Genomic DNA, 14,381 nt, shown 5'->3' on the forward strand with positions numbered 1-14,381 from the left:
GAAGGGGTTGCGATCGGCGGCGTTTTCCGTCCCGTTCCATCCGCTGTCCTCCGGCCTGTCCATGATGTAGCGGAAGGACACATTATGCAAAGGCTGATACCGGCGGTCATCGCCACCCTGGCTTGCGCGCCCATGGCGCAGGCGGCAACCGAATACCCGCTGACCCTGACAAGCTGCGGCCACGAGATCACCATCGACAAGGCCCCCGAAAGCGTCGTCAGCGTCGGGCAAAGCACCACCGAGATCCTGTATATGCTGGGCCTGGGGGACAAGGTGGCGGGCACCGCGCTGTGGATCAACCCGGTCCTGCCGGAATTTGCCGCGGTGGACGCCAAGGTCGAGCGGCTTTCGGACAATGCGCCCAGCTTCGAAAGCGTACTGGCCAAAAAGCCCGACCTGGTGGTCACGGCCTATGAATGGATGATCGGCCCCCAAGGCGCGGTCGGCACGCGCGAGATGTTCGACGATGCGCAGATCCCAAGCTGGATCATGCCCACCGAATGCGTCGGCAAGGACAATACGCAAAGCATGGACGGGGCGCGCCTGGACCTGTTCGACACCGCCCTGCTTTATCGCGGCATCGAGGAACTGGCGGCCATTTTCGACGTCCAGGACCGCGGCGCCGAGGTGATCGCCGAGCTGATGGCGCGCGAGGCGGCGGCGGTCGAAAAGGCGCGGGCGCTGGACCTGCCCGCCGAGGTGTCGGGCCTGTTCTGGTATTCCTCGGCCGAAATCGAGATCGACCCCTATGTGGCCGGGGCGAATGGCGTGCCGGGCTGGATGCTGTCCAAGCTGGGCATCCGCAACGTGGTGTCCTCGGCCGAGGAATGGCCGACCGTCGGGTGGGAGACCAACGCCAAGGCCAATCCGACCTTTATCGTCGCGGCAGAAATGGACCGCCGCCGCTTTCCCGCCGACGACATCGCGGTCAAGCGGGCGTTCCTGGCCGGCGATCCCGTCACCCGGCAGATGGATGCGGTCAGGCACGGCCGCATCCTGACCATCGAGGCCAATGCCATGGACCCCTCGGTGCGCGCGATCCATGCGCTTGAAACGCTGGCCCAGGCGCTTTCCGGCTTCGGACTGGCGCAATGAGGGCTCGCGCCGCAAGGCGCAGCGGTGTCTGGCTGTGGCTGGCCCCCACCCTGCTGGCGGCGGCGCTGTTTTTCGGCGTCGCGGTGGGCGAGACGCGGATCCCGCTTGCCACGGTCATCGACGTGCTGGCGGTCCAGACGGGGCTGTCCCAGCGCGTTCTGGACCCGATCGACGCCAGCGTGATCTGGCATTACCGGCTGTCGCGGGCCGTGGTCGCGGCCTGCGGCGGCGCCAGCCTGGCGCTGTCGGGGCTGATCCTGCAAGCCTTGCTGCGCAACCCGCTGGCCGAACCTTACCTGCTGGGGATTTCGGCCGGGGCCTCGACCGGGGCGGTGCTGATCGCGGTGGCGGGCCTGGGCGGCGGGCTGGTCGGCATGTCCGCCGGGGCCTTTGCGGGGGCCCTGTCGGCCTTTGCGCTGGTCGCGGGGCTGGCGCATGTCGCGGGCGGCGGCGCCGGGCCGCGCCAGGCGGCGGTAATCATCCTGGCGGGGATCGCCGGATCGCAGATGTTCAATGCGCTGACCGCGCTGATCATCGCGCAATCGGCCAGCGCCGAACAGGCCCGCGGCATCATGTTCTGGCTGCTGGGCAACCTGTCGGGCGTGCGCTGGCCCGACAGTTGGCTGGCGGTGCCCGTCGCGGTGCTGGGGCTGGCGGTCACGCTTTGGCATATCCGCACGCTGGACGCCTTTGCCTTCGGGGCCGAGGCCGCCGCGGCGCTTGGCATCGACTTGCGCCGCGCCCAGGCGGTGCTGATCGCCACCGCGGCGCTGGTCACGGCGGTCATGGTCTCGATCGCCGGGGCCATCGGCTTCGTCGGGCTGGTCGTGCCCCATGCGATGCGCTTTCTGGTCGGCACCCGCCATGGCCGGCTGGTCCCGGCGACGGCGCTGGCCGGGGCGGTGTTCCTGGTGCTGTCGGACGTGGTCTCGCGCATCGTCATTCCGGGACAGGTGCTGCCCATCGGCGTCATCACCGCGCTGATCGGCGCGCCGGGCTTTGCGCTGGTCATGATCCGGGGACGGCGGCGATGACCCCGCTGCTGGAAGTCGTCGCCGCCAGCCGCATGGCGCAGGGCCGCGCCATCGTTTCCGATATAAGCCTGCGGCTGCAACCGGGCGAGATGCTGGGCCTGGTGGGGCCGAACGGCTCGGGCAAGTCCACGCTGCTGGGCATGATGGCGGGGCTGATCCGGCCCTGCCGGGGCCAGGTCCGCCTGAAGGGCCTGCCGATGCAGGCGCTGCGCCGCCGCCGCATTGCGCAGCTTCTGGCGCTGGTGGCGCAATCCGCCGAAACGGCCGAGCGCATCACCGTCCGCCAAGCCGTCGAACTGGGGCGCATCCCGCGGCTTGGCCCCCTGCGCCCGTGGCGGGCCAGGGACCACGAGGCCGTGGCGGCGGCGCTGAAGGCCGTGGACATGGCGCATCTGGCCGGGCGCGACTGGTCCTCGCTGTCGGGGGGCGAGCGTCAGCGCGCCCATATCGCCCGCGCCCTGGCGCAGGCGCCGCGCATCCTGCTGCTGGATGAGCCGACCAACCATCTGGATATCCACCACCAGATCGCCATCCTGGACCTGATCGCCGGGCTTTCCGTCACCACGGTCGTCGCGCTGCACGACATGCATCACGCGCTGCGCTGCGACCGGGTGCTGGTCATGCGCGCCGGGCGATGCGCGGCGCTTGGCCCGCCGGCCCAGGTCCTGACCCCCGGCCTGATCCGCGACATCTTCGCCGTCAAGGCCGAGATCATCCCCCATCCCCGCACCGGCCGCCCGGTCTTCGATTTCGAACGCCTTTGCTGAAAGGACATCCCATGCTGTTTCGCAGCACGCTTGTCATCTGTCTTTTGCCGCTCTGGGCCATGGCCGAGACGCATGAGGTCAGGATGCTGAACCGCAACGACACCGGCCCGATGCCGTTCGAGCCGGACTACCTGGTGATCCAGCCCGGCGACACGGTCAGGTTCCTTGCCGCCGATCCCGGCCACAACGCCGCCACCATCGCCGGCATGATCCCCGAGGGGGGCGAAAAGTTCGTCGGCAGGATCAACGAGGAAATCGAGGTCACGCTGGAGGCCGAGGGCATCTGGGGCATCAAGTGCTCGCCGCATTACACCATGGGCATGGCGATGCTGATCCAGGTCGGCGACACCCCCGCGACCAAGGCCGATCTGCCCGCCGACCTGCCGGACGCCGCCCGCCAAAGGATGCTGGATATCCTGGAACGCCAGCTTTAACGCGGCGGGCGAAGGCGGATCGGCCGCGGTTGCCGACGTGGCACCGCCGCCGCCCGATCCGGGCCCGTCGTCCTGGCTGGCCGGCAAGCTCTGATCGCTTCTTTCGTGGCCAAATATCCTGGGGGGAGCGACCCCGCGGCCCCATCAAGGGGCCGTGGGGACGCGGGGGGCAAAGCCCCCCGGGGCCGGGCCGGGCGGACCTGCCCTCAGGGCCAAAGCCGTTCCGTGTCCCAGCCGTCGGCACTGCGGCGATAGACCAGGCGATGATGCAGGCGGTCGGTCGCGCCCTGCCAGAACTCGACCGTGTCGGGCGCCACCGCATAGGCGCGCCAGGCTGGCGCCACCAGGTCGGGCCGGGCGTCGATGCGCGTCCTGGCTTCGGCCATCGCGGCCGCGAGCAGCGCCGGCGCATCAAGCGTCGCGCTTTGCCGCTCCAGCAGCACATTGGCGCGCGCATCCCTGGAACGCGCCAGGAAATCCTGGGCGCAGGCCGCGGCATCCAGGGGCAGCGCGCGGCCACGGATACGCACCTGCCGGCCCAGACTTTGCCAATAGAAGGTCAGCGCAACGGCGGGATTGGCCGCGATCTGGCGACCCTTGGGACTGGCGGCGCTGATGGCGAAATGCCAGCCGCGCTCGTCCAGGTTCTTCAGGATCAGCACGCGCGCATCCGGCTGGCCCTGCGCGTCGACCGTGGACAGGGTCATGGCATGAGGCTCGGCGATGCCGGCGGCGATGGCCCGGTCCAGCCATTCAAGAAACAGCGCCTGCGGCCCGCTGTCAGCGGCCGGGAAATCGGCGGCGGGGAACGGACCTTCCAGCGCCTTCAGCCCGCGCAGGCGCTCGCGGATGTCAGGGGGTGCGGTCATGGGGCTTGCTCCGTTTCAGGCGCCGGGGACGATGCGGCAAGGGCCAGCGCCCAGTCGCGCCGGCCGGAAACCTGCCCTGGGGCATGCCGCGACATGCGAAAATCGCGCCCGGACCAAGGCTTGGCCATGGCGGTCAATCGGCCAGCAGCGGCGCGCTGCGGCTGTCGATCGACAGCGAGACCGGCGCGCCGGGATCAAAGGGCGGCGCGCCGGTCGCGTGCAGCGTATCGACGATGATCTGGCCATCCGCCGTCTCGACCAGGTAGCGGATCTGGCTGCCCAGGAATTCGCGATGCGCCACCTTGCCGGGAATATCGCCGCCCGAGGCCGCAAGCCGGATGTTCTGCGGCCGCAGGACGATGCGGCTTGCCCCCGCGACCGGCGCGGCCACGGGCAGGCGCTGGCCGGCTGCGGTGACGAAATCCCCGCCCTGCATCGCGCCTTGCAGGATGTTCGCGGTGCCCAGGAACCCGGCGACAAAGGCGTTCGCCGGCCGGTCGTAAAGCTGTTGCGGGGTGCCGACCTGCTGGATCACGCCGCGGTCCAGCACCGCCATGCGATCCGAGGTGGTGTTCGCCTCTTCCTGGTCATGGGTCACGAAGATCGTGGTCAGGCCCAGCTTGCGCTGCAAGGCCAGAAGCTCGCGCCGCATCTGCACGCGCAAGGCCGCGTCCAGGTTCGACAGCGGTTCGTCCAGCAGCAGCACCTGCGGCTCGATGGCGATGGTGCGGGCCAGTGCGACGCGCTGCTGCTGGCCGCCCGACAGTTGCGCGGGCATCCGGTCGGCCAGATGCGACAGGCCGACGGTGTCCAGCGCGGCTTCGACCCTGGGCGCGATCTGGCGGGCGGGCAGCCGGCGTTCTTCCAGCCCGAAGGCCACGTTGCGGCGCACCGACATATGCGGCCACAGCGCATAGGACTGGAACACCATGCCCACGTCGCGCTTCCACGGCGGCAGGTCGGCAATGTCGCGCCCGCCGATCAGGATGCGGCCGCGCGGCGTCGGCCCGAAACCCGCGATGGCCCGCAAGAGCGTCGACTTGCCCGAGCCGGACGGCCCCAGAAAGGCAAAGAACTCGCCCGGCTCGATCACCATGTCGATGCCTTCCAGGACCTTGGTGGCGCCAAAGGCGAGGTGCAGGTTCTCGATGCGGATGCCGGCTTTGGCCTGGGTCATCTTGGTTCTCCGAAAAGCTCAGCGCGGCTCGCCGTTCATGGTCTGGCGGCGGCGCTCGCGCTCGATGATGCGCTGCGACAGATAGGTGCCGAGCGCCACGATCACGACGGCCAGGATGCCAAGCGCCGCCCCCGGCCCGCGCCCGGCGGGCGATTGCATGTAAAGATAGATGCCATAGGCCAGCGGCGCGTCGGACGACCGCCCGACCAGCATGATCGTCGCCGACAGTTCGACCGCCGCGGTGGCAAAGCTGGTGACGAAACCGGCCAGGATCCCGCCGGCCATCAGCGGCACCACGATGCGCCGGATCGTGCTGGCGCGCGAGGCGCCCAGGCTTTCCGCTGCCTCTTCAAGCGACAGCGACACCTGTTGCAGCGCCGCCATGCAGGCGCGCAGCGCGTAAGGCAGGCGGCGCACGGCCAGCGCCACGATGATGATCCCCCAGAAGCTGGACATCTGGCCCAGCCCGAAGGGCAACTGGATGCCGTGGAACATGCGCAGATAGCCGATGCCCAGCACCACGCCCGGCACCGCCAGCGCCGCGGTCGCCATGTAGTCCAGCCATTTGCGGCCCGGCAGCCCGGTGCGGATCACGATATAGGCGATGCCCACGCCCAGCACGACGTCGATCACCGCCGCCGAGCCGGCATAGATCAGCGTGTTCCAGACATATTGCGACGACTGGGTGAAGATGGTGGCGAAATGCTGGACGGTAAAGCCGTCGGGCAGCGGCGCAAAGGACCAGATCGTGCCAAAGGCCAGCAGCAACAGCCCGACATGGGGCGACAGCACCAGGGCCAGGATGAACAGGATCACCGCCCAGGCCAGAAGCTTTTCGCGCGGTTTCAGGTCGCGGCGCGACAGCCCGCCGCCGCCCTTTTGCACGGTGGCATAGTCCTTGCCGCGCATGAACAGGAAGGACGCCCACAGCGAAAACACCGAAAAGGCCACCAGGATAAAGGAAATCACATAGCCCATCGGGTCGTTGATCCCGACCCCGGTGATGCGCAGATAGGCCTGCGGGGCCAGCATGTTGTTGACGTTCAGCAGCAAGGGGGTGCCCAGGTCGTCAAAGACCTTGATGAAGACCAGCGCCGCCCCCGCCAGATAGCCGGGCATGGCCAGCGGAAACACGATGCGCCGGAACATCCGCATCCCGTGCGAGCCCAGGTTCTGCGCCGCCTCTTCCATCGAGCGGTCGATATTGCGCAGGCTGGCCGACAGGTTGATCAGGATAAAGGGGAAATAGTGGATCGACTGGACCAAGATGACGCCGTTCAGCCCCTCCATGAACGGAATCCGAAAGCCGAGATACTGGTTCAGCAGCAGGTTGATCGAACCATTGCGCCCGAACAGCAAGGACATCGCCACCGCCCCGACAAAGGGCGGCATGATCAGCGGGATGATCCCCAGCGCCTGGATCGCGGCGGTGCCCGCGAAATTGAAGCGCGTGGTGATATAGGCCAGCGGCAGCGCGATCGCCGTCGCCACCACCACCGACATGGCCGAGACATAGAACGAGTTCACGAAGCTTTCGCGAAACAGCGTCGTGTTGAAGAAATCCTGGAAGTTTTGCAGCGTAAAGGCGCCGCTGCGCGCATCCAGGAAGGCGACATAGATCACCTGCGCCACCGGCAGGACCAGGAACGCCATCAGAAAGATCGCGATCAGGATGCCGGCGGCCGCGGCCCCCGAAAGGCGCGGAAACAGCGTGAACCCGCGCCGTCCGGTCTGCAAATGGCTGGAATCCTGCATGAAGTCCCCGTCCGGGTTCGGAACGACCCGCACCACGCCTGCGGCGCGGGTCCGGTCGATCACTGCATCGCGGCGGCCTGTTCGGCCAGTTCGCGGGCCTTGCGATAATTCTCGACCGCAAAGCTGTCCCAGGATTGCTCGACCTCGGCCTGCCGGCCCACGACCTCGGTTTCGGGGTCGGCGCGCGAGATGGTGAAGACCTCGGCAAAGGACGGGTCCAGCGACTCTTCCTCGGTGATGGGCATGGCCTCGATCAGTGCGCGGGCCTCGTCGATCATGGCCTTGGCCTCGGCATTGCCGCTTTCGGCCTGGGCGGCCTCGGCCTTGTGCACGGCCGAGACGGCGGCGCGCAGGTCGTCCAGCCGGTAAGTCACCAGCACGTCGAAAAGCGAGTTCACGAGGCTGTAGCGCGTCCCGGACTTGTCCACGTCGAACTCGATAGCACCGGGCGCGAAATCCTCGGAAAAGGGGTTGGGAAAGCCCTCGGGCGCATTCTCATAGGCGGCGGGATTGACCGGCAGGCGCATGATCGCAGGGTTCAGCAACACCTGCTGACCCTGGGGCGACAGCAGGAACTCGACGAATTTCACCGCCCCCTCCTGGTTCGGCGCGTTTTCGATGACGCCGATATTGGCCGGCACGATGGCGGTCACGCTGGGATAGACCAGTTCGACCGGAAAGCCCGACGCCTTGGAGGCCAGTCCGAAAAAGTCGATCACGATGCCAAAGCCCGTCGCGCCCGAGTTGACCGCATCGGGTACGCCGAAGCTGCGCTCGGTCACGGTGTTCATGTTGCCCGCGATCCATTTCCAGGTGGCCCAGCCCTGGTCCCAGCCTTCGCCTTGCAGCAGGGTTTCCACCGTCAGATGCGTGGTGCCCGAGCGCGAGGGCGAGGACATCGCCACATGCCCGTTATATTCGGCGCGCTTGAGATCTTCCCATTCCTTGGCCACGGGCAGGTCGTTGGCCTGGATATAGCGGGTGTTGTACATGATCCCGTATCCCGATGCGGCAAAGCCGAAATAGCTGCCGTCGGGATCGTTGATCGGATAGCCGCCGATGGCGTCCGGGATGCCTTCGGACTGCACCTCGACCTTGGCCAGCAGCCCCTCGGTCTTGAGGACCTCGAAGGCGTCGGGGGCGGATGCCCACATCAGGTCGATGGAATTGGCGCTGCGGGTTTCCTGAAGATGGGACACTGCGGCATTGGTGTTGCGGCTGACCACCTCCAGCGTGGTGCCGGGATGGGCCGCCTCGAACGCGGCCTTGAAGGGATCGGTCAGATCCTGCGGAAACGAGGTCACGACCGTCACCGTATCGGCGCCGGCCAGCGACGTTGACACCAGCAATGCAGCGGTGCCGAGCATTAAGGACTTGTGCATTTTCTCCTCCCAAAGCGCCGAACGGGTCTTGGCCGTGGATGCGGCGGCCCGTTTCCGGCAAATGAAAGAGTGCCCAAAGGCAGGAAACATTTCAATCTTCGTTTGAAAAACCTGGCCACGCGTTCGGGGCCCCCCGGCGCGGCGGGTGGGATCATCCGTCCTGCTGTTCGTCCAGCGCGCGGGCGCAGCGCGCCACCGCCTTGGCGATGTGCTTTGCCACATTGCGTTCGGACATGCCGCAGCGGGCGGCGATTTCATGAAAGCTCAGGCCCTGGACGCGGTTCATCAGGAACAGCCGGCGCGTGGTTTCGGGCAGGTCGGCAATGGCCCGGCGGACCGCCGCGCCCGCCTCGCGCGCGGACAGCGCGTCAAAGGCCGGGTCCTGCGGCACCGGCGCCGGGCCGGCATGGGCCGCATGGGCATTGCGCAGGATTTCGCGCCGCAGGTGGTCGATGGCGGCATTGCGGGCCGAGCGGGTGACAAAGGCCGCCGGACTGCCGCGCAGCGCCCCGCCCCGTTCCCAGCAGCGCAGGAAGACGTCATGCACCAGATCCATGGCGATGCTGCGATTGCCGATCCGCCGGGCGACCTGACGCTCCAGCCGGGCGCCTTCGTCCAGGTAAAGCCGGCCAAGCATGTCACGGTCGCAAAAGGTCATCGCAGCAGCCGAAATCCGCACAAGGACAGGGAAACGGCTGGCGGCTGGGCACAGGACACAGCGGCTGACGGGAAACGAGGTTATTTGGCGCGCGACGTCCTGTCCACCGGCCGCCCTGGGCCGGGCCGTTATTGTTGCATATCCGGCACAGCCGCCTTCCCGGACCGAAAGGCGACAAAAATACTAGGCATCCGGTTCAGTGTCCCCGGCCGCCATCCGTGAAGCCTTCGTCACAACGCAAAACGCGAACAGGAAAGAGGGAACACCGATGAAACGATTGAAGAACACGACGGCCGACCTTCGGGGCCGCCTGCCGCTGTGGCTGGCGGTGTCGGGCGCGGTCCTGCCGGTTCTGGCCGGACCGGCCGGGGCGCAGGATCTGCCCGCCCCGGCCGCCGAGGTGCCGGCCACGGTCCAGCTTGACACCGTGGTCGTGACCGCGACCGGCCAGGCCCAGGCCCTGCCCGACGCGCCGGCGACGATGACGGTGATAAGGGGCGAGGATATCGCCAAGCGCCCCTATGCCTCGATCACCGATGTGCTGAAGACGGTGCCGGGCGTGGTTTTGAACTCGGCCGGGTCCAAGACCGGCCTGCCCTCGATCAGCATGCGCGGCATGGGGTCGGGCTATGTGCTGATGCTGGTGGACGGCAAGCCGGTCGGCAATTCGACCGAGGCCACCTATAACGGCTTTGGCGGCGGCCAGGCGGAATCCTATCTGCCGCCGCCTTCGGCCATCGACCGGATCGAGGTGATCCGCGGCCCCATGTCCTCGCTTTACGGGACCGCCGCCTCGGGCGGGGTGATCAACGTCATCACCAAGCCGGTGGACAGCGTATGGTCGGGCGAGATGACGCTGGGCGCGACCACGCATGAGGACAATGACAGTGGCAGTTCGCACGAGGGCCGCTTCTATCTTAGCGGGCCGCTGATCGCCGACAGGCTGGGCCTGTCGCTGTTCGGCTCGCTGCACGAGCGCGAGGGCGATCGGAACTATGCCGGCGGCTCGGACGGGTATCAGGTCTATGACAACACCCGCAAAAGCCTGGGGGCGCGGCTGGCTTGGTCGATCGACGACGACCAGAAGCTGACCTTCGAACATGTCGTTACCGACAACAGCAGCAGCCGCACCTCGGAAGAGGACGGCGGCGAAGGCGGCATCGACATCGACCGCAAGAACAGCAGCGTCACCCATGACCTGTCCTGGGGCGCGGGATACGAGACCACCACCTTCGTCAACCACGAAGACGTCGATTTCATCAATGGCGACAATGCGTCCGGCTATAAGCAGCTCAACATCAACTCCAAGACCGCGCGGACATTCGGCCGGCACGACCTGGTGCTTGGCTTCGACTATCGCGACGAGGAAACCCGCCACGCGCCGGACCGCATCCCCGAAGATGTCGACCCGGTGATGACGCGTTCGCAATGGGCGGTCTTTGCCGAGGACAGCTTTCACGTCACCGACGACCTGACCGTGACCATGGGGCTGCGCTATGACGACAACGAACGCTATGGCTCGCATGTGACGCCGCGCCTTTACGGCGTCTGGCACGTCTCGGAGCGGTTCACGCTGAAAGGCGGGGTCAGCGGCGGCTACAAGGTGCCGCAGTTGAAGCAGGCCGACAGCAATATCTATGAACCCGCAGGCCGTGGCCGCGGCTGGGATCAGGGCAACACCGCTCTTGAGCCCGAAGAAAGCACGAATTTCGAGATCGGCGCGGTCTGGGAAGGTGAAACCGGGCTGCAACTGGGCTTGACCGCCTATCACACCCGTTTCACCAACAAGATCGACCGCGACCGCATTTGCGAAGGCCCCGAGGGTTCGACGGGTTGCCGGGGACGCGAGTATATCAGCCAGTATGTCAACCGCGACGAGGCGGAGCTGAACGGGATCGAGGCCACGGCCGACTACGCCTTTGGCGATTTCGAGCTTGGGGCGAATTACACCTATTCGGACAGCAAGATCACCAAAGGGCCTGGCGAGGGCGAGGGCTTCAACGACCTGCCGCGGCATGTGCTGAACCTGTCGCTGGACTGGTATGCGACGGATGCGTTGATGGTCTGGGGCAATGCGCAATATCGCAGCGCCACCCGCGACGAGGCGACGGAGACCGGCCATGTCGGTGAACATGCGATCCTGGACCTTGGCGTCGACTATGATTTCAACGACCGGGTCAGCGGCACGCTGGCGGTCTACAATGTCGCCGACAAGTCCTTTGACAATGGCTATTCGGACGGGCGCCGGCTGTATCTGGGCCTGACCAGCAGCTTCTGAACGACGTCCCGGCCGTCGCAGGGCGGCCGGGCCACCGGACCATGCGCGGGTGCGGCGACCGCACCGCGCAGGATCGCGCGGCGCTAGACCCGGCTTCCTGCCAGCCCGCGGGAAATCGCCACGCGGGCGGCTTCGGCCCGGTTGTTGATGCCCAGCTTGCGATAAAGCTCCTTGATGTAATGGCTGACCGTATGCTCGGAAATCGCCAGCCGGCTGGCGATGGCGCCGGTCCTTTCGCCCTGGCCCAGCAGGGCCAGGACCTGCTCTTCGCGCCGCGAGAGATGGACGTCCGGCGACGGCCAGGCCGGTGCCATGCTGTTGCGCTGGCGCAGCGCGAAAGCCAGCGTGTTCTCGATCTTCAGATGCAGCAGGTCCAGGTCGATCGGCTTGGTCAGGTAATCGTCGGCCCCCGCGCGCAGCCCGGCCAGATGCGGTTCGCGATCCGACAGCGCGGTCAGGAAGATGAAGGCGGTGGTTTCCGCCAGCCGCCCCGAGGCGCGCAGCCCCTCCAGCAGATCAAAGCCGCTGCGACCCGGCAGCATGACGTCGCACAGCACGATGTCGGGCCGGTGCCGGGCCAGGACCCGTTCGGCCGCGTCGCCGTCCCGCGCGGTCAGGACCCGATAGCCGCGGGAGGAAAGCTCGTCCTCCAGCTCGTCCAGGATGAACTCCTCATCCTCGACACACAGAATGGTCGGCGGCGGGCACTCGCGTGGCATGGGCCTGATCCCCCGTTGCAGGCATGACGACGACGAACTCGGACCCCTTGCCGAGAAGCGACGTGAAGGTGACTTCGCCGCCGTGCAGCGAGACAATATCACGAACCAGGCTTAGGCCAACCCCGGCGCCCGGCAATCGCTCAACATTCGGCGCGCGATAGAATCGGTCGAACACCGCCGCCTGCGCCGATGGGGGAATGCCCGCGCCGTGATCCTGGACCCGGCAAAAGACCCGGCCGCCCTCGCGCCCCGTTTCCAGGCGGATGGGCGCGGGCGGATCGGAATATTTCACGGCATTGGACAGCAGGTTCAGCAAGACCTGTTCCAGCAGCACTGGGTCGCCGTCGGTTTCCAGCGCCCCGGCCGCAAGCCGCAGCGCCAGGATGCGGTCGGGATGCGCCTCGCGGATCTGGCCGGCGGCGAGGCGCGCGATCCGGTTCAGGTCCACGATGCGGCGCGTTGCGGCGATATCCCTGCCCTCGACGCTGGCCGAGGCGAGAAAGCCGCTCAGCAGCCGCTCCAACCGCTCGGCCGCGTCCAGGATGCGGGCGAACTTGCGCCGCAGGTCCGGGGACAGCAGGGCCGGGGCGGCGCGCAACTGCCTTTGGGCGATCATGTGGATGATCGACACCGGGGTGCGGAACTGATGCGACACGGTGACGATGAAGCTGCGATAGACCTCCTTGGCGCGGCGTTCGACCATCAGCGCGTCGTGCAATTCGCGGGTCCGGGCGGCGACCGTCTGTTCCAGTTCCGCGCGGTGGCCTTGCAGGGCCGCCTGAACCCGCATCAGGCGCCGCGTGTTGCGCCACATCAGCCCGGCCATAACCAGCCCGGTCGCAAAGGTGCCGCCGACCGCCAGCAGCAGCAATTGCATGACGCGCAGCAGCGCCTCGCGGCGGGTGTGCCGGTCAAGCCTTTCGTCATGCGCCGTGGCATTGGTGATCTGGCGCAGGACCGAGGAAAGCGCCGCGACCCGCGGCACCAGCGCACCGGCCTGGGCGGGATCGAACGCCTCATCCGCCAGCGCCGCGTCCAGTTCGCCCAGCAGCGCCTTGGCCTCGGCCACGTCGTCACCGGCGCCGATCGACCGGAAATAGTCGATCTGCGGACGGTCCGCCATCAGCGCGATGCGGCTGTAAAGGATGTCGAAGCGCAGCAGCACGTCATCGGCATCCCGGTCCTGGCCGACGCGGTAAAGCGTCAGCATCAGGTTTTGCACCTCGCGGTCGGCCTGGGTGGCGGCCCACAGGTTGCCTTCCATGATCTCCTTGCGGAACGCCCGGTCGATATGGACAAGCTGGACCAGCGAATAGGCGAACAGCAGGACGAAACAGGCAAAGGTCAGCAGCGCGACATGCGCCCCGCGCAGCCGCATCACAGCACGGTTATTTCGAAAAGCTGCCAGATCCAGCGCTCGTCCCTGACGGCGCTTTGCAGTTCGGGCCGCTGGTCGCGCGGATAGACTAGCCAAAGCGGGCCCTTGTCGCGGACCCGCATCGGCTTGCCGTTCATCTCTCGCGCCAGGACGGGATCATAGGACCAGGCGTCGTCGGCCGGAACGACGGTGCCGAAATCGTTCAGCGCCTTCATCAGCAGGTTGCGCCCGGCAAGATCGGATTGCGTCAGCCCGCCGCTGGTCAGCACATCCCGAAGCAGCGGCCCGCGAAATACCTGCACCCCTTCGGTCCAGCGCGTCCGCGTGGCGATCTGGCGCCAGGGCAGCGCGGCGATGTCCTGTTCGCGCAATTGCCGCACCCGCCCCGAGGGCTCGGTTATGGTCAGCATCACCGGGGGGTGATGGCCCCGCACCGGCGCGGCCAAGGCGAGGGTGGCGACGCCCCCCCACAGGATCATGGTTCTTCGGCTGGCGACCGTCTTGACCAAGCGGCGCATGCGGCGATCTCCGTGACAGGAAACATGACAGCGGAATATGGCATGCACGGGCTGAGGTATAGCCCGTGCATGCCATTCATGACATCCGGTGCAAAGACCGGCACACTCGTTACCAAACCGCATGTCCTTGCGGGCGAGAGGGCTTCGCGACAAAGCAGGCACCCGCCCGGACGCGGCGTTCCTGGCAGGTCGGGGGCCTTGCGGCCATTCCCCAAAACAGGGGAATGGGCGGCGGTGGCGGGCGCCCGTCATCCGCCCTTGGCGGCGCCGGGGCTTGTGGACCGGCCTTCGGCGCATCCCTGCCAATGTCGCGCGGC

13 protein-coding genes are annotated in these 14,381 nt (G+C 67.2%); 5 read left to right on the forward strand and 8 right to left on the reverse strand.

From position 1 onward, the window contains the following. The first annotated feature begins 84 nt into the window (after positions 1 to 84). Genes F3H32_RS11855 through F3H32_RS11870 form a run of 4 tightly spaced genes read left to right on the forward strand, consistent with a single transcriptional unit; the run spans position 85 to position 3,330 of the window. On the forward strand, positions 85 to 1,095 hold the full coding sequence (locus tag F3H32_RS11855; RefSeq protein ID WP_149766053.1) for an ABC transporter substrate-binding protein: 1,011 nt from the start codon (positions 85 to 87) through the stop codon (positions 1,093 to 1,095). After that, a complete protein-coding gene (locus tag F3H32_RS11860; RefSeq protein WP_149766054.1) occupies positions 1,092 to 2,129 on the forward strand; it encodes a FecCD family ABC transporter permease in 1,038 nt (345 codons plus the stop codon). The genes F3H32_RS11855 and F3H32_RS11860 overlap by 4 nt, the downstream gene beginning before the upstream one ends. After that, positions 2,126 to 2,896 (forward strand): ABC transporter ATP-binding protein, encoded by a 771-nt coding sequence (locus F3H32_RS11865; RefSeq protein WP_149766055.1) that lies wholly within the window; start codon positions 2,126 to 2,128, stop codon positions 2,894 to 2,896. Before F3H32_RS11860 ends, F3H32_RS11865 begins: the two co-directional genes overlap by 4 nt. 11 nt (positions 2,897 to 2,907) lie before the next feature. Further along, a complete protein-coding gene (locus F3H32_RS11870; protein ID WP_149766056.1) occupies positions 2,908 to 3,330 on the forward strand; it encodes a pseudoazurin in 423 nt (140 codons plus the stop codon). Positions 3,331 to 3,536: 206 nt separating this feature from the next. Here the strand turns inward: F3H32_RS11870 and F3H32_RS11875 are convergent, their stop codons facing one another. The 5 genes from F3H32_RS11875 to F3H32_RS11895 all read right to left on the reverse strand — a co-directional run bounded on the left by F3H32_RS11875 (position 3,537) and on the right by F3H32_RS11895 (position 9,171). Continuing rightward, on the reverse strand, positions 3,537 to 4,199 hold the full coding sequence (locus F3H32_RS11875) for a pyridoxine/pyridoxamine 5'-phosphate oxidase (protein ID WP_149766057.1): 663 nt from the start codon (positions 4,197 to 4,199) through the stop codon (positions 3,537 to 3,539). A 133-nt stretch (positions 4,200 to 4,332) separates the two neighbouring features. Then, the gene (locus F3H32_RS11880; RefSeq protein ID WP_149766058.1) at positions 4,333 to 5,376 is read right to left on the reverse strand and encodes an ABC transporter ATP-binding protein; all 1,044 of its coding nucleotides are present in this window, start codon (positions 5,374 to 5,376) and stop codon (positions 4,333 to 4,335) included. An 18-nt stretch (positions 5,377 to 5,394) separates the two neighbouring features. Beyond that, positions 5,395 to 7,194, reverse strand: coding sequence for an ABC transporter permease (locus F3H32_RS11885; RefSeq protein WP_223191426.1), 1,800 nt, complete (start codon positions 7,192 to 7,194; stop codon positions 5,395 to 5,397). Then, positions 7,191 to 8,498 carry an ABC transporter substrate-binding protein gene (locus tag F3H32_RS11890; protein ID WP_223191427.1) on the reverse strand — a complete coding sequence of 436 codons (1,308 nt, stop codon included), beginning with the start codon at positions 8,496 to 8,498 and terminating at the stop codon, positions 7,191 to 7,193. Before F3H32_RS11890 ends, F3H32_RS11885 begins: the two co-directional genes overlap by 4 nt. Before the next feature lie 166 nt (positions 8,499 to 8,664). Further along, complete coding sequence (locus F3H32_RS11895; protein WP_188128653.1) at positions 8,665 to 9,171, reverse strand: RNA polymerase sigma factor; 507 nt, start codon at positions 9,169 to 9,171, stop codon at positions 8,665 to 8,667. Positions 9,172 to 9,439: 268 nt separating this feature from the next. On the opposite strand from F3H32_RS11895, the gene F3H32_RS11900 reads away from it, so the two are divergent. Next, positions 9,440 to 11,449, forward strand: coding sequence for a TonB-dependent receptor domain-containing protein (locus F3H32_RS11900; protein WP_149766061.1), 2,010 nt, complete (start codon positions 9,440 to 9,442; stop codon positions 11,447 to 11,449). A gap of 83 nt (positions 11,450 to 11,532) precedes the next feature. Here F3H32_RS11900 and F3H32_RS11905 read toward each other — a convergent pair whose 3' ends face one another. From F3H32_RS11905 to F3H32_RS11915, 3 genes are read right to left on the reverse strand one after another with little or no spacing between them, the layout of a single operon-like run. Beyond that, entirely contained in the window at positions 11,533 to 12,168 is a 636-nt protein-coding gene (locus tag F3H32_RS11905) for a response regulator transcription factor (protein ID WP_149766062.1), read from the reverse strand. Beyond that, positions 12,122 to 13,546: a sensor histidine kinase gene (locus tag F3H32_RS11910; RefSeq protein ID WP_149766063.1), complete on the reverse strand. Its 1,425-nt coding sequence runs from the start codon at positions 13,544 to 13,546 to the stop codon at positions 12,122 to 12,124. Before F3H32_RS11910 ends, F3H32_RS11905 begins: the two co-directional genes overlap by 47 nt. Further along, on the reverse strand, positions 13,546 to 14,064 hold the full coding sequence (locus F3H32_RS11915) for a molybdopterin-dependent oxidoreductase (RefSeq protein WP_149766064.1): 519 nt from the start codon (positions 14,062 to 14,064) through the stop codon (positions 13,546 to 13,548). Before F3H32_RS11915 ends, F3H32_RS11910 begins: the two co-directional genes overlap by 1 nt. Positions 14,065 to 14,381 lie beyond the last annotated feature (317 nt).

The sequence above is a fragment of the Paracoccus thiocyanatus genome (genome assembly GCF_900156255.1).
GTDB lineage: Bacteria > Pseudomonadota > Alphaproteobacteria > Rhodobacterales > Rhodobacteraceae > Paracoccus > Paracoccus thiocyanatus.